16 protein-coding genes and 1 pseudogene are annotated in these 18,872 nt (G+C 51.5%); 11 read left to right on the forward strand and 6 right to left on the reverse strand.

The annotated features are described in order from the left end of the window. The first annotated feature begins 14 nt into the window (after positions 1-14). The 3 genes from tehA to ACLJNW_RS03640 all read left to right on the forward strand — a co-directional run bounded on the left by tehA (position 15) and on the right by ACLJNW_RS03640 (position 2,435). Positions 15-1,028, forward strand: a complete 1,014-nt coding sequence (gene tehA / locus ACLJNW_RS03630) for a dicarboxylate transporter/tellurite-resistance protein TehA (RefSeq protein WP_001243996.1) — start codon at positions 15-17, stop codon at positions 1,026-1,028. After that, positions 1,015-1,611, forward strand: coding sequence for a tellurite resistance methyltransferase TehB (tehB, locus tag ACLJNW_RS03635; protein WP_000218276.1), 597 nt, complete (start codon positions 1,015-1,017; stop codon positions 1,609-1,611). Before tehA ends, tehB begins: the two co-directional genes overlap by 14 nt. Before the next feature lie 155 nt (positions 1,612-1,766). Further along, positions 1,767-2,435: a DUF3313 domain-containing protein gene (locus ACLJNW_RS03640; RefSeq protein WP_001259025.1), complete on the forward strand. Its 669-nt coding sequence runs from the start codon at positions 1,767-1,769 to the stop codon at positions 2,433-2,435. A gap of 53 nt (positions 2,436-2,488) precedes the next feature. On the opposite strand, the gene ACLJNW_RS03645 is transcribed toward ACLJNW_RS03640, so the two are convergent. Beyond that, a complete protein-coding gene (locus ACLJNW_RS03645) occupies positions 2,489-3,667 on the reverse strand; it encodes a benzoate/H(+) symporter BenE family transporter (RefSeq protein WP_024154607.1) in 1,179 nt (392 codons plus the stop codon). Between the two features lie 91 nt (positions 3,668-3,758). On the opposite strand from ACLJNW_RS03645, the gene ACLJNW_RS03650 reads away from it, so the two are divergent. Both ACLJNW_RS03650 and ACLJNW_RS03655 read left to right on the forward strand, forming a co-directional pair. Next, positions 3,759-4,295 carry a helix-turn-helix domain-containing protein gene (locus tag ACLJNW_RS03650; RefSeq protein WP_000369552.1) on the forward strand — a complete coding sequence of 179 codons (537 nt, stop codon included), beginning with the start codon at positions 3,759-3,761 and terminating at the stop codon, positions 4,293-4,295. 78 nt (positions 4,296-4,373) lie between these two features. Next, the gene (locus ACLJNW_RS03655; protein ID WP_001249751.1) at positions 4,374-6,338 is read left to right on the forward strand and encodes a peptidase U32 family protein; all 1,965 of its coding nucleotides are present in this window, start codon (positions 4,374-4,376) and stop codon (positions 6,336-6,338) included. Here the strand turns inward: ACLJNW_RS03655 and ACLJNW_RS03660 are convergent, their stop codons facing one another. Both ACLJNW_RS03660 and sifB read right to left on the reverse strand, forming a co-directional pair. Beyond that, on the reverse strand, positions 6,339-6,569 hold the full coding sequence (locus tag ACLJNW_RS03660) for a DUF2554 family protein (RefSeq protein ID WP_000956438.1): 231 nt from the start codon (positions 6,567-6,569) through the stop codon (positions 6,339-6,341). A 271-nt stretch (positions 6,570-6,840) separates the two neighbouring features. Continuing rightward, a complete protein-coding gene (sifB, locus tag ACLJNW_RS03665) occupies positions 6,841-7,791 on the reverse strand; it encodes an SPI-2 type III secretion system effector SifB (RefSeq protein ID WP_024154606.1) in 951 nt (316 codons plus the stop codon). A gap of 526 nt (positions 7,792-8,317) precedes the next feature. Here sifB and ACLJNW_RS03670 point away from each other — a divergent pair. From ACLJNW_RS03670 to patD, 5 genes and pseudogenes are all read left to right on the forward strand, one after another. Next, positions 8,318-8,716 (forward strand): hypothetical protein, encoded by a 399-nt coding sequence (locus tag ACLJNW_RS03670; protein WP_001649405.1) that lies wholly within the window; start codon positions 8,318-8,320, stop codon positions 8,714-8,716. Positions 8,717-8,748: 32 nt separating this feature from the next. Continuing rightward, positions 8,749-8,980 (forward strand): annotated as a pseudogene (locus tag ACLJNW_RS03675) (hypothetical protein). Positions 8,981-9,238: 258 nt separating this feature from the next. After that, positions 9,239-10,009 carry a M15 family metallopeptidase gene (locus ACLJNW_RS03680; protein ID WP_000237717.1) on the forward strand — a complete coding sequence of 257 codons (771 nt, stop codon included), beginning with the start codon at positions 9,239-9,241 and terminating at the stop codon, positions 10,007-10,009. A gap of 135 nt (positions 10,010-10,144) precedes the next feature. Then, complete coding sequence (gene ycdR / locus ACLJNW_RS03685) at positions 10,145-11,569, forward strand: GntR family transcriptional regulator YdcR (RefSeq protein ID WP_024154605.1); 1,425 nt, start codon at positions 10,145-10,147, stop codon at positions 11,567-11,569. 114 nt (positions 11,570-11,683) lie between these two features. After that, a complete protein-coding gene (gene patD, locus ACLJNW_RS03690; protein WP_000158093.1) occupies positions 11,684-13,129 on the forward strand; it encodes an aminobutyraldehyde dehydrogenase in 1,446 nt (481 codons plus the stop codon). Between the two features lie 104 nt (positions 13,130-13,233). On the opposite strand, the gene yncL is transcribed toward patD, so the two are convergent. Continuing rightward, positions 13,234-13,329, reverse strand: coding sequence for a stress response membrane protein YncL (gene yncL, locus ACLJNW_RS03695; RefSeq protein ID WP_001103198.1), 96 nt, complete (start codon positions 13,327-13,329; stop codon positions 13,234-13,236). A gap of 198 nt (positions 13,330-13,527) precedes the next feature. Between yncL and ACLJNW_RS03700 the strand changes: the two genes are divergently transcribed. After that, positions 13,528-13,701: a GhoT/OrtT family toxin gene (locus ACLJNW_RS03700; RefSeq protein WP_001522647.1), complete on the forward strand. Its 174-nt coding sequence runs from the start codon at positions 13,528-13,530 to the stop codon at positions 13,699-13,701. A 44-nt stretch (positions 13,702-13,745) separates the two neighbouring features. Here the strand turns inward: ACLJNW_RS03700 and srfC are convergent, their stop codons facing one another. Both srfC and ACLJNW_RS03710 read right to left on the reverse strand, forming a co-directional pair. After that, complete coding sequence (srfC, locus tag ACLJNW_RS03705; RefSeq protein WP_024154603.1) at positions 13,746-15,890, reverse strand: virulence-associated effector SrfC; 2,145 nt, start codon at positions 15,888-15,890, stop codon at positions 13,746-13,748. Continuing rightward, positions 15,887-18,868 (reverse strand): virulence factor SrfB, encoded by a 2,982-nt coding sequence (locus ACLJNW_RS03710; RefSeq protein WP_024154602.1) that lies wholly within the window; start codon positions 18,866-18,868, stop codon positions 15,887-15,889. Before ACLJNW_RS03710 ends, srfC begins: the two co-directional genes overlap by 4 nt. Positions 18,869-18,872 lie beyond the last annotated feature (4 nt).

The raw sequence follows: 18,872 nt of genomic DNA on the forward strand, positions 1-18,872 counted from the left end.
ATAAATTAAACAAAATGCGTAATCACAAGCAGAGCGATCGCGTGCTCAATCTGCCTGCGGGCTATTTTGGCATCGTCCTTGGCACTATCGGTATGGGATTCGCCTGGCGTTATGCCAGCCAGATATGGGCAATAAGCCACTGGCCCGGCGACATCATGGTGATCCTGGCGATGATTATTTGGGCACTCTTGACCCTGGCGTTCCTTAGCCGTCTGGTGCGCTTTCCCCATAGCGTGATGGCTGAAGTGCGACATCCGGTAATGAGCAGTTTTGTCAGCCTGTTTCCCGCCACCACGATGCTGGTCGCGATCGGTTTCGTTCCCTGGTATCGCCCGTTGGCCGTTGCGCTATTCAGCGTGGGAGTCGTCATACAACTGGCGTATGCCGCCTGGCAGACGGCGGGACTTTGGCGCGGAGCGCATCCGGAAGAAGCGACAACCCCAGGACTTTATCTGCCCACGGTAGCGAATAATTTTATCAGCGCTATGGCCTGTGGAGCGCTCGGTTACAATGATGCAGGACTGGTGTTTTTAGGCGCAGGCGTCTTTTCGTGGTTAAGTCTGGAGCCGGTTATTTTGCAGCGACTGCGTAGCTGCGGCGAATTACCGGCGGTGCTGCGTACGTCGCTGGGTATCCAACTGGCGCCCGCGCTGGTCGCCTGTAGCGCCTGGCTGAGCGTCAATGGCGGGGAGGGCGACACGCTGGCGAAAATGCTATTCGGCTACGGTCTGTTACAGCTTTTATTTATGCTGCGATTAATGCCCTGGTATTTATCACAACCGTTTAACGCTTCCTTCTGGAGTTTTTCGTTCGGCGTTTCCGCGCTGGCGACCACGGGATTACATCTTGGTCACGGTAGTGAATCAGGGCTTTTTCATATTCTGGCCGTCCCGCTGTTTATTTTCACTAACGCTATTATCGCTTTATTGCTGGTTCGTACATTTCTATTGCTGGTGCAGGGGACGTTGCTTATTCGCACTGAGCGCGCTGCACTGTTGAAAACGGAGGAAAAAAATGACCGTTCGTGACGAAAATTACTTTACTGAGAAATACGGATTAACCCGCACGCATTCGGATGTGCTGGCGGCGGCAAAGGTTGTCGCGCCGGGCCGAACGCTGGATTTGGGATGTGGCAATGGCCGTAATAGTCTGTATCTGGCCGCGAACGGTTATGACGTTACCGCGTGGGATAAAAATCCGGCCAGTATGGCTAACCTTGAGCGTATTAAAGCGGCAGAAGGGCTGGATAATCTGCAAACCGACATTGTCGATCTGAATACATTGACCTTTGACGGCGAGTACGATTTTATTCTCTCGACGGTGGTTATGATGTTTCTTGAGGCGCAAACCATTCCCGGTTTAATTGCCAATATGCAACGCTGCACAAAACCCGGCGGGTATAATTTGATTGTTGCGGCAATGGATACGCCGGACTTTCCCTGTACGGTGGGATTCCCGTTCGCTTTTAAAGAAGGCGAATTACGCCGCTATTACGAAGGATGGGACATGCTGAAATACAACGAAGATGTCGGCGAGCTTCACCGCACGGACGAAAACGGCAACCGTATCAAACTGCGCTTTGCTACGATGCTGGCGAGAAAAACGGCCTGAGCGATGCAAGTTCTGTAAGTCTCGCTGCGTTCGGCATTTTTTTGTCGGGCGCTGCTTTCAAATTGTGCTGTCGTTACCATTTTTAGTGCATCCAGAATGATTTCGTTTTGCTATTATTTCCTTTGCATCATTGCGAAGACTAAAGGGATCGTTTCATGCGTACTCATACTTTATTTAAAGTTGCAGTGCTTACTGGCTTGCTGGCGTTATCCGGCTGTGCGTCCAAAGTCACACAGCCGGATAAGTATTCTGGATTCTTAAAAAATTATTCGGACCTGCAGGAAACTACCTCCGCCACGGGGAAACCGGTGTTGCGCTGGGTAGATCCACATTTCAATGACTCTAACTATGACAGTATTGTTTACAATCCGATAACATACTATCCCGTCCCCAAACCAACGACCCAGGTCGGGCAGCAAGTTCTTGATAAACTGCTGGCTTATACGAACACTAAAGTAAAATCAGCAATTGAACAGCGCAAACCGCTGGTCACGACGCCAGGGCCGCGCAGTTTGATTTTCCGCGGGGCGATTACGGGCGTGGATACCAGCAAAGAAGGGCTGCAATTCTATGAGGTGATCCCTGTAGCGCTGATTGTGGCGGGCACGCAAATGGCGACGGGCCACCGGACCATGGATACCCACCTCTATTTTGAAGGTGAGCTGATAGATGCCGCGACCAACAAGCCGGTCGTCAAGGTAGTACGCCAGGGTGAAGGTAAAGACCTGAGCAATTCCAGTACGCCAATGGCGTTTGAGACGTTGAAACAGGTCGTGGATGATATGGCGACGGATACCTCTATGTTTGACGTTAATAAAAAATAATTCTGCGGCGCCATCGCAAGATGGCGCAAACCCCGGCAGATTAGCGGCCACCATCAGCCAGACAACGATGGGCGGCGCGTTCTCGTTAATACTGCGTAGCCTATTCCGCCAGCGATCAACCCCCAGAATGCCGATCCGATGCCCATCAGCGTTAGCCCGCTGGCGGTGACGAGAAATGCGATAACTGCCGCGTCACGCTCACTTTCGTGAGTAAGCGCCTGATACAGGCTACCGCTAATCGTACTTAACAATGCCAGACCAGCCAGCATTTGCACCCAGCTAACCGGCAGGGCGACCATCAGCGCGGTTATCGAACCGCCAAACCACCCGGCAAGTAAATAAAAAACGCCTGCGGCGGCGGCCGCTAACCAGCGACGCGTTGGATCGGGGTGTGCGTCCGGGCTTTGACAAATGGCGGCTGTAATGGCGGCAATGCAGATAGAATAAACGCCAAATGGCGAAAGCAGCAGCGCCAGCAACCCGGTAAAAATCATTAACGGAGAGACAGGAAGCTGATAGCCAGACGCCTTCATTGTGGCGACGCCGGGGGCGTTTTGCGATGCCATCGTCACCAGGAAGAGCGGTACCGCGACGCTCAGGCTTTGAGCGAATGAAAAGTGGGGGGGAACGAAGGTGGGCCACACCGGCGCGAAATGAATACCGCTCATCGCCACCTTACCCTGGATGAGCGCCACCGTTATTCCCATTACCATGGCAGCAATAACGGCATAGCGGGGCGCGAATACTTTAAAGAGTAGCCACGCCAATAGCATACCGCCGCACATGACAAACTCTCCGTTGAGCGTCCCGAACGCCTGCAGGCCGAAGCTTAGCAGTATTCCCGCCAGCATTGCGGCGGCAAGAGAATGGGGGATTATCCGCATCAAACGCGCAAACAATCCCGTGACGCCGCACAGCACAATCAGGGCATTGGCGACAATGAATATGCCCACGGCGTCTGGCAACGATAATCCCTGAAGCCCTGTTACCAACAGAGCGGCGCCAGGCGTTGACCAGGCGGTTAAAACCGGCGCACGATACCACAAGGTTAACGTTAGTGTGCTTATGCCCATGGCTATACCGAGGGCGGTCATCCAGCCGGCGATCTCTGCGGGTGTTGCGCCAGCGGCAAGCGCCGCCTGCCAGATAATGGCGGCGGAACTTGCATAGCCGACCAGAACGGCGACCAGACCAGATAATACAGTAGGTAACGGCAGTGATAACAGACGCATGATCGCCTCTTGTGCGTTATAACGGTCAGTCAATGTAGCATTGTGCGTTATAGCGTACAAGTGATACGCTATGGTCTTACAGGGGGGGAAAATGGATAACCTGACACACTATCTGGCGACCACGTTAAGAACGTTACGCCATCAGCGAGGCTGGAGTTTATCGCGTCTGGCGGAGATCTCCGGCGTCTCAAAAGCCATGTTGGGGCAGATAGAGCGTAATGAATCCAGCCCGACAGTCGCAACGCTGTGGAAAATTGCGACGGGCCTGAACGTTCCATTCTCAATGTTTATTTCGCCGCCGCAGGCCGAATTTCCGCCAACCTTCGATCCCCAGCAGCAAGCGATGGTAATCACACCGCTGTTTCCGTGGGACCCTGAACTCTGTTTTGACTATTTTTCTCTATTGCTGGCGCCTGGCACGGTCAGCGAATCAACGCCGCATAAAGCCGGCGTTATCGAACATGTGGTGGTGATTCAGGGTCGGCTGGACATGTGTACTGGTGGGGTATGGCAAACCATAGACGCCGGTAAAGGTTTGCGTTTTGCCGGCGATACGGCGCATACCTATCGCAACAGCAGTGACCAGACGGTTCATTTTCACTCGCTGATCCATTACCCACGTGATTAAGCGGGAAAACTATTTCGTTAGTTTGCGCTTCTGACTACAATAGCCGCCATTTCGCTTCTATTGGATAAGAACGACTGTATGCGCCAGCAACCTCACTATCTCGAATTGTTAAGTCCGGCCCGTGACGCCGCAATTGCTCGCGAAGCGATTTTGCATGGCGCAGATGCCGTCTACATCGGCGGACCCGGTTTTGGCGCACGTCATAACGCCAGTAACAGTCTGCGCGATATCGCCGATCTGGTTCCGTTTGCTCACCGTTACGGCGCTAGGATTTTTGTCACGCTGAATACTATTCTGCATGATGATGAGCTGGAGCCCGCGCAGCGGTTAATCACCGATTTGTACAACACCGGGGTGGATGCGCTGATTGTGCAGGATATGGGCATTCTGGAACTGGATATCCCGCCGATTGAGCTTCACGCCAGTACACAGTGTGATATTCGCAGCGTGGAAAAAGCGAAGTTTCTTGCCGATGTCGGTTTTTCACAGATTGTACTGGCGCGCGAGCTTAATTTGAGTCAGATAGCGGCTATTCATCAGGCTACTGACGCCACGATTGAGTTCTTCATTCATGGCGCGCTGTGTGTCGCTTATTCTGGGCAGTGTTATATCTCTCATGCGCAAACCGGGCGCAGCGCCAATCGGGGTGACTGTTCGCAAGCCTGTCGCTTACCGTATACGTTAAAAGACGATCAGGGGCGGGTGGTCTCTTACGAAAAACATTTGCTATCGATGAAAGATAACGATCAAACGGCTAACCTCGGCGCGTTGATCGATGCAGGCGTACGTTCCTTCAAGATTGAAGGGCGCTACAAAGACATGAGCTATGTCAAAAACATCACCGCGCATTATCGTCAGATGCTGGACGCGATTATCGAGCAACGTGGCGATCTGGCGCGTGCGTCGGTTGGTCGGACCGAACACTTTTTTGTTCCCTCCACGGAGAAAACCTTCCATCGCGGCAGCACCGACTATTTTGTTAACGCGCGGAAAGGCGATATTGGCGCATTTGATTCACCAAAATTTATTGGCTTGCCGGTAGGCGAGGTGCTGAATGTGGCGAAGGATTATCTCGACGTAGAAGCTACGGAGCCGTTGGCGAATGGCGATGGCCTGAACGTGTTGATTAAGCGTGAAGTGGTGGGTTTTCGCGCCAATACGGTGGAGAAAACCGGTCATAACCGCTACCGCGTTTGGCCAAATGATATGCCTGCCGACCTGCATAAAGTCCGTCCGCATCATCCGTTGAATCGTAATCTGGATCATAACTGGCAGCAAGCGCTGACAAAAACCTCCAGTGAGCGCCGTGTGGCGGTTGATATCATGCTGGGCGGCTGGCAGGAACAGCTTATTCTGACGCTGACCAGTGAAGACGGTGTCTGCATCACGCATACGCTTGATGGGGTATTTGAGGAAGCCAATCACTCTGAAAAAGCGTTGAATAACCTAAAAGCCGGACTGGCGAAGCTGGGACAGACGCCTTACTACGCGCGTGATATGCAGGTGACATTACCGGCGGCGTTGTTCGTGCCAAATAGCCTGCTCAATCAGTTCCGTCGGGAGGCGATTGATATGCTTGACGCGGCGCGGCTGGCCCATTATCAACGAGGTCGTCGGAAACCCGTGGCGCAGCCTGCGCCGGTCTACCCGCAAACGCATCTCAGCTTTCTCGCTAATGTCTACAACCACAAAGCGCGGGAATTTTATCACCGTTACGGCGTACAATTGATTGATGCGGCCTATGAGGCGCATCAGGAGAAGGGCGAGGTACCGGTCATGATCACCAAACACTGCCTGCGTTTTGCATTCAACCTTTGTCCAAAGCAGGCGAAAGGAAATATTAAGAGCTGGAAAGCCACGCCGATGCAGTTGGTGCATGGCGATGAGGTACTGACGCTAAAATTCGACTGCCGCCCTTGCGAAATGCATGTCATTGGCAAAATTAAAAACCACCTCTTAAAAATGCCCCAGCCCGGCAGCGTTGTCGCTTCAGTGAGCCCTGAAGCGCTGATGAAAACGCTGCCGAAGCGCAGGGGCGTTTAATTAACGAAAATAGCTCTCTGGTTTGCGCGATTTCTGCCAGTTGTGGTGCTCGCGCAAGCCTTCCGCTGATTCTTCCGCTGCCGCCCGTAATTCATCACTGTCGGCTTCGTGTCTAAGCTGGTGCCCTCCCGTCGCAAACCATACGAACGCGTGGTCTTGCTGTTTCGCCAGTAACTGGCCTGAAAACAGCGCACAGGTCAGTAAAACTACTGATAACGTTTTTGTAAGCATCATGCCACCTTCCAGTTACGTCGTGAGGCTATAATGCCAATAATTTTTTTGAGTTATTATTCAACACTTCAAATTAGCGAAAACGGTTTGTCAATAAGTGCGATAAGTTGTATGAGAAAATATACTTATACTCAGGATATCAATTATAAAAAAACGAGCCAATTCGCTCCATACGAAATTCATTATTCCCTGGAAGTATATTTTTAAAGGTATTGTATTAGCTGGTCTTGGTATCGCCAGGGGATTGTAAACCATAATATTTATGGTGTGGTCAACGCTGGTGATAAGCCTCATTTTTTGTTGTTTCAACGAGTGAAGATAAATCTTCAGAAAAAAGGCTGTTATGAACTTGTATCGCTACATATTCAGCAAGGTCGTTTAAACATAGCAGGCCATGAGAGGAACTTTCTTCCAGCATATTCATTAATATCTCATTCTTAAACAAACATGAATAAACTAGTTGAGTAACTGAGCTTTGTGTATGATTTGCATGAAATGTTGCATTATTTAAGTTAGTGTTCTCAATAACCTTTGCGGCTATTTCGTTTTTGATAGCGTCGTCAATAGGTGTTACACCTGCCTGGTCGATGCCCAGATTAATCCTGGAGGAGATGGCGGCTTTTCTTTCCTGTTCCTTCCAGTCACATAAATTACCCTTTTCGGCCATGGTGATAAGCGTCTCTTTTATATTTTTTAGGTCAACGGAAAATGTTATACCGCCGGATAGCGAGAGTGGTAACCGCTCAGGGAACAAGCAACATAGCTCTTCACAAACATAAGTGCTAGTTTTTATATTAATATCAGAATATCTTTTCAGGTGGGCAGGCTGAGTATCAACACAGAGCACTGTTCTATTCATTATCTCATAATAGTAGTGATCCTGACGTATCACAATGCATAACGGAATATCTTCGCCATCTTTAATACAGAGATTTGTATATTGACACTCAGCATCTTTATAGTGCTGAAAATGAAAATTTCCTCTGCATGACGGTGATGATAATTCATATAACGCACAAAATAAATCAAATAAACGTTGCGCGTCAGGCGGAGAGGTAACATCACATAATTCCTTTATATATTTATCGGCAGCGGATCTTCGCGTGCTACAGAAAAAATCTTTAATCTTTTCCCATAGTAACGTAAAGAAGGAGCGTTGAGAGATGGCGCTTTGAGAAAACATCTCACTCTTTAAAAACCCTCTCCCGATAGTAATTGGCATAATTTATACCACAAGTGATTATATAATACTTCATTACTGGAATAGGTGGCGTTCAAAATATTATCCCATGTTGCAGCGGTTTGCCTATCGGTGAAACACCTGATTTTTGCTTTGTCCTGAACCGTCAACATTATTGTTAATATCGACCCGTGGCTTTAGTCATGCCCACGCCTCCTGGCCATGAAGTATGTCAGGTAAAACGAATGAAAGTAAAACAGTTTTCTTAATTATCACATCATCATGTACCATGAGTAATGATTAATTACACGCTATATTATTTTTAGAGAACGTAAATTGTTGCTCAACCGTGTAGAAATTGTCTTATAAAAAGTTAAACTGAAAGTATTATTAGGCTAACAACAATAAGATATTTAGCGGTTGGGCAGGAGGCCACTACTGATAGTGCTTATGATATAAATACCTTACTCTTTAGTTTTTGTCTTAATTATATTTGTTGTAACGATTAGCTGACGGATTTATTTCCAGTTAGGCGATAAAATTATAAAAACCTGCGAGGAGGCTCAAAATGAAGAAATCAGATGGTGAAATTCACGAAAAGACAGCATCCTGGGGCATTTTGCAGTCAGAATGGCTAAAAAAATGTGGGCGGCTATTATTGCTGTTACTTTACCGTTTCGTTATCGGATGGGCTTTTTTTCAGTTACTCGCCATGATTGTGGCAGGGATATTTTTGTTAGGCGTCTTATTATTTCACCCCATAATATTTGTACAGACTATCGTAATCACCGAGAAGTTAAATCATGCTTCGCTTGATTTATGGCATATCCTTAAGTTATGCCTATGGCATTACGGTATCATCGCAGGGTTTATTTTTATGGCGGAGTGTACGTTAAGTAAAAGTATACGGCAGGTTCAGCGCTTGTCCAAAAAATTTGGGGCACAGGATTTTTCTTCACGCCCGTGATCCGCCGCTGCAACCTGAGGTCTTACTGAATAATGACTATGGCCAGCAGACCGAATTATCTCGGTTCGAGGGGGATTCTATGTGTTTGCACAACTGCGGTGAATCGTAAGTTCAGAAGCATTATCGCCGACAATTAATGCGTTCTTCACTAATTGCCTTCCTGACTATATAGTGGTCTTATCTTTGGCGAAACAATGTTATTTAGTTATGGAAGGCGACAACAACTGTACTACTGATTATCAAATAACCTTTCTGGTCAGGTAGACTCGCCTTTGTGAAAACACATCGTTATCTGTGCTCCTGAGACTCACTCCCTTGCCGCCTTTACGCAACTCGAATTATTTTGGGTATAGAACAGGAGGCGCAGTGGTCGTATAAGCAAAATATAAACTCTCCGTTTGTGATAAGGCACAGATTACAGGGGGAATGATGTTTATTTTAACCATCTGTTTAAGCGGTGTCCGCTAATCTTTACCTGCTCAAATACATAATCACCCCTGTGACTCTCGCGAGGTGTAACATATGGTAAAATGCGTATCTTCTTTCCTCCTGTTCAGCCTGTTGTCCGTTCAGGCAATGTCAGCTGAAAACCATATTGATCTCCACCAGCCAAAAGACTTTGTCGATATTACTACGGTCGCCCCCGACGTACAGGTAGACATGCGATACTTCAGTTCCCATAACTTTATTGGTCGCCCCATTAAAGGCTATAACGCGCCTGTTTGCCTGTTAACACGACCAGCCGCAAACGCAGTGAAGCAGGTCGCCGATCGTTTACGCCCCTTTGGACTTACCTTAAAAATATATGATTGCTACCGTCCGCAAAGCGCAGTGAACGACTTTATCGCGTGGGCCAAAGATCCTTCTCAAAACCAAATGAAAAACGAATTTTATCCGCAGGTAGAGAAAAATCGTCTGTTTGAGGAAGGTTATCTTGCCGCCAGATCCGGCCACAGTCGGGGAAGTACGCTTGATCTAACGATTGTTCCACTTGACAGTAAAATACCAATATACGATCCCGGACGACCACTGGTGAATTGTACTGCGTCCGCGGCGCAACGCTCGCCAGATAATAGTCTGGATTTTGGTACCGGCTTTGACTGTTTTAGTCCGTTATCCCATCCCGATAATGTCATGCTTACTGCTCAGCAACGCGCAAATAGGTTGTTATTACAAACATTGATGCGTGATGCGGGTTTTACGCCACTGGATACCGAATGGTGGCACTTCTCCCTTACTCATGAACCATACCCGAACACCTGGTTTGACTTTCCCGTTAAGCAGAGACCCTGAAACGGCGTTTTGTTGCGAAATCTAATCATTACGCCTGTTGGAAAGCACCATAACAGTTAGCAAATCATTGTTAATTTTAACAACTGATATACACTGCGGTTGCCACCTGCAAGCAGCGCTCAATGAGAACGAATAATGAAAAAATATCAACGTCTGGCGGATCAAATTAGAGAACAAATCGCCTCTGGCGTTTGGCAACCCGGCGATCGATTACCCTCGCTGAGGGAGCAGGTCGCCAGTAGCGGCATGAGTTTTATGACTGTCGGTCATGCGTACCAGTTGCTGGAAAGTCAGGGACGGATTATCGCTCGTCCGCAATCCGGTTATTATGTCGCGCCGCATCCGGTTTGTCGGTCAGTCGCGACGGCAGCGCACGTTATTCGGGATGAAGCCGTAGATATCAATACCTATATTTTTGAGATGCTGCAGGCCAGCCGTGATACCTCAGTGGTGCCTTTTGCTTCAGCGTTTCCCGATCCGCGTCTGTTTCCCTTGCCGCAATTGAACCGCTCTCTGGCGCAGGTCAGTAAAACCGCGACGGCAATGAGCGTCATCGAAAACTTGCCGCCAGGTAATGCAGAATTGCGCTATGCGATAGCACGCCGTTACGCGCAGCAGGGGATTACCGTTTCTCCTGACGAGATTGTCATTACCGCCGGCGCGCTGGAAGCGTTGAATCTTAGTTTACAGGCGGTGACGGCGCCGGGAGACTGGGTGGTGGTGGAGAACCCCTGTTTCTACGGTGCGCTACAGGCCCTGGAGCGATTGCGCCTGAAAGCGTTGTCGATACCTACCGATGTTAAAGAAGGTATCGATCTTATGGCGCTGGAACAGGCGTTACAGGAATATCCGGTGAAAGCGTGCTGGTTAATGACCAACAGCCAGAATCCGTTAGGGTTCACGCTGAGTGCTGAGAAAAAAGCGCGGCTGGTTGCGTTACTCACGCACCATAACGTGACGCTAATTGAAGACGATGTTTATAGCGAACTCTACTTTGGCCGCGAGAAACCTCTGCCTGCCAAAGCATGGGATCGCGACGATACCGTGTTGCATTGTTCGTCTTTTTCCAAATGTCTGGTTCCCGGTTTTCGCATTGGCTGGGTTGCGGGAGGAAGCCATGCCAGACAAATTCAGCGTTTGCAGTTAATGAGCACATTATCCACCAGTTCCCCCATGCAATTGGCGTTAGTGGATTATCTCTCGACACGTCGATATGACGCGCATCTGCGACGATTGCGAAGGCAGCTTGCCGAACGTAAACAGCAAGCCTGGCAAACCCTTTTGCGCCATCTCCCGGCGGAAGTAAAAATTCACCATAACGATAGCGGTTATTTTCTTTGGCTGGAGCTACCTGAGCAGCTTGATGCCGGTGAACTTAGCGCCAAAGCGCTTGAACACCTTATCAGTATCGCGCCGGGGAAAATGTTTTCAACGTCCGGCGCCTGGACGCGTTTCTTTCGTTTTAACACCGCATGGCATTGGGGAGAACGGGAAGAACAGGCCGTAAAACAGCTTGGCAGCCTGATTCGCGAGATGCTGCGCGCTAAAAGCCTTGTGTGAGGTGGAATGCGTGTCAGCTCACAACCTGACTAAATTTCCCGAGTGTGCCGAGTGAGCATCTGGCGCGCCGTCTATTTTTAGGAAAGCGGCGGCCCGTTCGCCGGAAATCGATTAATGACGATATGGGAAAATGCTATGCAATATCAATTACTGATTAATGGCGTGCTGGTGGACGGCGAGGGAGAAAGGCAGTCTGTTTATAACCCGGCGACAGGCGAGGTCATACTTGAGATTGCGGAAGCGTCGCCCGCGCAGGTTGACGCCGCAGTGCTGGCCGCCGATAGCGCGTTTGCCGAATGGGGGCAGACCACACCCAAAGCACGGGCGGAATGTCTGTTAAAACTGGCGGACAGCATCGAGCAAAACGCCCTTGAGTTCGCCCGGCTTGAATCGCAAAACTGCGGTAAGCCTTTGCACTGCGTAATTAATGATGAAATTCCGGCAATCGTGGATGTTTTTCGCTTTTTTGCCGGCGCGGCCCGTTGTTTGAGTGGGCTGGCGGCGGGCGAATATCTGGAAGGACATACGTCGATGATCCGCCGGGATCCGATTGGTGTAGTTGCCTCTATCGCGCCGTGGAATTATCCGCTCATGATGGCGGCCTGGAAGCTGGCGCCAGCGCTGGCGGCAGGTAACTGCGTGGTGATTAAGCCTTCTGAAATCACGCCGCTGACGGCGCTTAAACTTGCCGCGCTGGCGAAGGATATCTTTCCGCCGGGGGTGCTCAATGTCCTGTTCGGACGAGGGCAGACTGTTGGCGATGTATTGACCGGCCATGAAAAAGTACGCATGGTCTCTTTAACCGGTTCTATCGCGACCGGGGAGCATATTCTGCGCCATACTGCGCCAGCGATAAAACGTACGCATATGGAACTCGGTGGTAAAGCCCCGGTGATTGTTTTTGATGACGCCGATCTGGATGCGGTGGCGCAGGGCGTCCGGACTTTTGGTTTCTATAATGCCGGACAGGATTGTACTGCGGCGTGCCGTATATACGCGCAGCGCGGTATCTATGATGCGCTGGTCGAAAAGCTAGGGAACGCGGTGAGCAGCCTAAAAATGGGCGCGCCGGAGGATGAGTCGACAGAGCTGGGGCCGTTAAGTTCGCTGGCGCACCTGAAGCGCGTCACAGCGGCTGTAGAGGAGGCGAAGGCCCTCAGCCATATCCGTGTGATTACTGGTGGAAGTCAAACGGAAGGTAAAGGTTACTATTTCGCTCCGACGTTGCTGGCAGACGCAAAACAGGAAGATGCCATCGTGCAACGCGAGGTCTTCGGCCCGGTGGTCAGTATAACCGTCTTTGATGATGAAGATCAGGTTCTGAGGTGGGCCAACGATTCTCGCTATGGTCTGGCATCCTCCGTCTGGACTCAGGACGTTGGGCGGGCGCACCGGCTTAGCGCCAGATTGCAGTATGGCTGTACCTGGATTAATACCCATTTCATGTTGGTTAGCGAGATGCCGCATGGAGGGCAAAAACAGTCCGGATACGGCAAAGATATGTCATTGTATGGTCTGGAAGACTACACCCTTGTCCGTCACATCATGGTTAAGCATTAAGGATCATTTACTGTTCAGAAAAATCATGAAAAAATAGGCGGGTGTCGGCGGAGAGGGGGACCTCCCCGCCAACATGCGCAGCAAGTACTCAAAGGTTGAACACCTCAAGCAAACCAGCCGAATCTCAACGAGATCAGACCCAAAAGTCCTGCAGCAGCAAAGACATTAATCAGCACGACGGTTTTACTGGAAACATTCATTTTCGCCACCTTTCATCATAACCCCTATGGGTATAGTACGGGTTGGCGAGATCCGCAATAATACGTAAACAGGATATTCTGTGAGCGGAGCCGTGCATTGAGAACGTTTTGCTGTCAAGGCTGATAAACCTTGATGTGCGTCAAATAAAAAGAGCATATTGCGCGCGTTTTTTCCTCTGGTTGGCGCGGATGCCTGATATGACCCTCTTTCAAAAGATATTAATTTTTTACGCCGTCATGGCGGTGATATCATTCTTGATCACCTGGTTTTTGACTCATGACAAAAAACGAATTCGTTTCCTGAGCGCCTTTTTGGTTGGCGCGACATGGCCGATAAGTTTCCCCGTCGCATTGCTGTTTTCGCTTTTCTGACCTCAAGCCCGATACAGGTTACCGGGCATGGTTTTTCCGCCAGGTCAGGCTATCAGGGCAATTAATTGCTCTCTGTCTACGTCGGTAACGTCCTGCGGATGTCGATAACCTGCGTTCTCATTGGCCAGGGTATACAGCGCAACAAGCCAGTCATAGACATAGCGGCTGGCGGCGTGAACGGGCTGTTCGTCAAGCTTTGTTAGACGTAACATTGTCGAACGCGGCGTTGCGGCGAAAATGGCTGCGCCTTTCTGAACGCGGCTGGCCGGGCGTTGGGCCTCCTCGATATTGGCGTAGCCGAGCCAGGCGATGAAGTTACCAATGATGGCATGAAGCTGCGCGCCGCTCACCTCCTCGCGCTGCATGGTTTTCTGTAACTGCTGAGGTAAACCGAGGCGATAGCTGGCGGTAATTAAAATCTCCGCCACGGCGTTGAGCATCTGCGGTTCCAGTCCCAGACGCTGCGCATTATCCCGGCAGTGGGCCCACTGGCGCAGATGATTGATCCACATTTTGTGCGCCTGGTAGCCTGTTTCGTGACCTTCTGACGCTGAAGCGCGCGTTGGTTCGTCGGCAAAGAGATCGATCGCGTCATTAAATAAACCGCTGACCTGTTCTTCTCGCGACTGTCGGGTGCGCAGCAACGCTTCGAAATTCTGTACTGGCGGTAACAGCCCGGCCAGCAGGTCGCCATGTCTGGCGGCCTGGGCCTGAAGACGCCGGATCACGGTTTCAACCGGTAGCCGCGCGTCATCAAACATCGGTAACAGATCGCGCACGCGGCCTCGCAGTTGTGCGCGTAACGCCTGTAAGCGCGCCTGTCGCTGCGGTGCCGATGTCGCCTGCGATAACCACTCCACCAAACGCTGCATACTGTGTTTATCCAGCGCCTGCAACGTTCCCCAATGCACGCCAGGTTTACCCATCAACTGCTGGACGGCTTCATCCAGATTTTGCTGGGTGGCAAAACGGGCATCCTGTGGAGTAATAGCCCAGACGACGCCGGGTAACGCTGATTCATGCTGCGGCTGCGTGGCGTTAACCCACTCCAGTAAGTGACGGGCGGCGGTGGACGTTTGCGAGCGAGATGCCAGAGCATTGCAAATCACCAGAACATCGGGCTGTACCTGCTGACGGTAATGGGCCAGCATCCAGCCTAATTTGGCCCGCCATAACGGATGAGGATGACTGTCTGGCGCGACCGGAATATCCAGTAAATCAACGTTATCCAGTACGCTGTTTTCAACGGTTAGCACCAGTTCGCGGGTAAGCAGCGCCAGAGAATCAAGCGAAAGGCTGACCGCATTGAGCAGTCGGCCTTCCTTAACCGGATGCACCACCACATCGCTTTGCGTATCGCTGGCGGTTAGCGCCATTTGCGTCAGGAAGTTTTCCGCCGGTAAGCCAAAATGATCGACCAGCAGGCTGAGCGGCGCCGCCAGTTCCCCGGCATGGCCGGTTTGTTGCAACATATGCGCCAGCGCCAGCCATTGCTGGGTGATCTCCGGTTGCTCTCCCCACAGTAATGCCCAGGCGTGCGCCCGTGTCGTGAGATCCAGCGCAGGCAAGAGCGAGGCAAAGTGTTGCCATGTCGCATCATCAATATGTTGTCTGGCGGACGGCAGGCAAGAGCGCCAGAAACTCGCGATGGTCGCTACCTCTTCAGCGGTAACGCCGGGGACGGGCTGCGGTTGGCGAAGCGATTGCCATTTCTCCAGGCGTGATGTGATAATGGATTTTTCGACCTGGCGACAAACGGGGGACGAGCTGGTCCAGGCAATAAAGATCTGCACCAGTTCGGCTTCACTGATCAAGCGCAGGCGCAACGGCCAGCCGCTCTCGTTTGAAAAAATGTCGCGCGTAAAGCGAATAGCCATATTCGCTGGCGCATGACCCGGATTGATGTGGCTGAAATAATCATAGTCACGGTCCGGCGTGATAATTTCCAGCTTGCCATTCTCGTTACCGCATAGCGTCGTTAACAGATGCGCTTTTGCGGATTGCGCATACCCGTACAGACCAACGCAGCCATGTGATGCGCAGGCGGCGTTGAGCGCTGACTCATCCGCCGCGGCAAGCGTAAGTTGCGCCAGCAGAGCGTCGGCTTCGTCATCCAGTCGCGTTGCGTAACGGCGCGTGTTGTTAACCCACTCGATAACAGCCTGGGTGGTGTTTAACGGTTTTGTCATTTCAGGTATACACTCCCACTATCTATCCAGTAGTGGCTGCCGCTGTGGCGACGGTCAGCCAGCGTATTCAATTTTAATGTCAGCGCATCGGCGGCGACCGGCGTCCCGTCCTGGAGCCAGGCATCACTTAGTGTGAACGATTCCGGGGCGCTATCTTTGCTACTGCCGCGTAATTTCAGTCGGACATTCAGTACGCCGTCGCCAGCGATGGTTTTCGCCAGTTCGGCGGAATTAATGCTCAGGCAATAGAGTGGGGTTGCAGGCCAGCGACTGTTCGCCAGTTGACGGAAGCCCAACGTCACGTTGCCGCGTAGCGGAAAATGCAGGCGTGCGTCCAGCGTTGCGCCGGGTTTATCCAAATCGATCTCGTGATACCAGATATTTTCATCGCGAAGGGTATTAACGGTATTATCCAGTACGCCGAGATAACGCACAGTCGAATACGCGCCGATATCAGCCGCTTTAAAATTGAAACGCGGTAGACGTAAGTCCAGCGCCAGGCTGCATAACATCGCGCCCACCGCAGCAGTGGATTTTGGATTGCCGATACGCCCTTGCTGACTGAAGGGATACCATTCATGTACCTGATACTTATCCATCCACACAATGCGATTAACCGGCACCGGTTGTAAGTGCCGGATGAGCGCCTGTACGCCGGGTAAACAGGTCGGTCTCCCCGTCACCAGCAAGATATCGCAGTGATAGTGGGAGATCGCTTCGCAAACCGCATGAAGCGGCGTTGTCAGCGTAAACTGACCGGCCAGCAGAGCCTCCTGAAGCTGGCTAAACTGGATTTGCAACGGCACATTGAATATATCAAATGTCGGCGAACCAGACGGTAAGGCATGATCGATCGCCTGCTGGATATAGTTCATCACGTTGCTTGTTGGGCGGCGGATCAGCAGATCGCCAAATGTCGCATGTAAACCGGCAAACGGATCGTTAATGTCGCTTTGCTCCCAGGCGGAAAGTACCGCATGGCCCAGCGGCATAAATAATTGCAGCGCCGTTTGCTGGCGCAAAATGGCCTGAGTATCAATTCGTCCCGAATCGCCAAATAAGGTCGCCAGCAGGGCGGCGGCATCCGTAACGCCTGCCCGTTGCAACGCCGTTTGCAGGGAAGGGAGTACACAGCGCTGAATGATATCCAATAGCAGATCGTCCCCGGCGACTTTAAAACCTTCGCGAAACAGGAGATGAGGCGTAATTTTTACATTGGCCCCCACGCCGTCATCTAACTGATAGTGAACGATCGCCATATCCGTCGTGCCGCCGCCGATATCAATCGATGCCACGCGCAACGCGCGCCCGGGGACGACGCCGGGTTCAGGTTGGCGATCCGGTCTGGCGAGCGCATTAAAAAAGGATTCGGTACGCCCGGCGTAATGCGAAATGGCTTCGTTATAAAGCCATACCAGTTGGCCGCAACTTGCTTCGTCCCATTCCATCTGTATTTCTGGTACCGGCACCACGCTTTTTTCACGCTGCTTAGGCGTGGTGAAATCCTCATCCTGCGGATGCCAGCCCATGGCTTTCCAGACCAGCGCCAGTGCTTCAAACATTCGCTGGCGGAAAATTTCTCGCTCCTGTTTCGGCATGGCGGAAGGCAGCGTTAAAATCAGGGTGCGTAGCTGGCGCGGCGAGGCGGGAAAGCCGAGCCGCAGCCGGGTGGCGACGCTGTTAATTTGCCCCAGCGCCTGAGCCAGAATTTCGCACAACATATGCGTCATCAAGGTGCTACGGCTGTATTGCGGCGAAAAAACCGGTAGCCTTTCTTCATGCGGCAGGCGGAATAACGGCTGTCCGTCATCGTTCATCAGATTCATCAGCGGAAACGCGGTGGCAAGCGGTTCGCGCTGCGTTTTACCGTGGATCTGGCTAAAACGCCAGTCCTGCAAGGCGGGGGTTTCATCCCACAGGTAGCGACGCGGGCTGGAGATGCCGCTGCTGCCTTCGGTGCCCACACGCTGCATAGCAAGGGCGCGAGCCTCGTCGCCCACACGCACAATGGAAGGCCAGACAAAGGCGTCGTCTCGTCCGCTTTCGACAGAAAAGTGTTGCTTGCCAAAGCGTGCTTCCGAGAATTCCACCCGGCTGGTAAATAAAGGATCGTTCAGATACTGCGGCTCGCTTAAAGAACGCACCTGAAGCTCTGCCGTCTGGCGTAACCCGTCATTTGCATCGCCATGATCCTCGATCAAGACGCCGCAGGTATGCGTATTGCCGACATCCAGAATCAGATCGACCGGGATTGCGGGCGTGCTTAACGTATGTGTCACAAACTTCACTTCCGGCACCGTAAGCTGTTCGCCTAACAGCGTCAGTAAATTCAACCAGTGCGCCTGATACTCAAAACTACGCAGCGCTTGCTGAATGGCCTGTTCCGAACGGTTTTCCACCTGTGAGGCATACTGAAGAAACGACTCGCGCAGCCAGCCGTCAATCCATGTCTGGTCAAGAAAATCGGCAACTTCTTCATCGCGCCAGGCGAGCGCAAAACGTGTGCCATTGAGCAGATCGTTTTCGCAAGGCGCCAACGCCGCAGGCATATTTTTTGCCAGCTGACTGTCGAAGGCGAGGGTGATGCGGTGTGTGTTTCCGGCGCTATCTGGCTCGCTGAGTTTACGTACCTGAATGCGCGCCCAGTTATCCGGCCCGTCAATAAAGGTACGCGGCGGATTAAAACGCAGGAACGGCAGGGGAAGCCAGATCCCGTCGAGTACATCCAGAGAATAGTGCAGCGTCTGAGTGCTTTCCGGTTTCACGACTTCGGGTTGGCCGCCAGCACGTCCTGGCAACGTGTAGCGCCCGCTGGTCAGATCAAAATCGAGGCGCAGTAGCGGGCCGTTTGCCGTTTTGCGCACAAAACGTCCGTAGTGGGCCGACTCTTGCGGCGTTAAGCCAAAATCAAGAAACTGGACGCCGCTGTTTGCAATGAGCGTGACGCTCTGTTTGTAATCACACAGATTGACCAACATAAAA

It is taken from the genome of Salmonella sp. SAL4457 (assembly GCF_046548235.1).
In the GTDB taxonomy this organism is placed as follows: domain Bacteria; phylum Pseudomonadota; class Gammaproteobacteria; order Enterobacterales; family Enterobacteriaceae; genus Salmonella; species Salmonella enterica.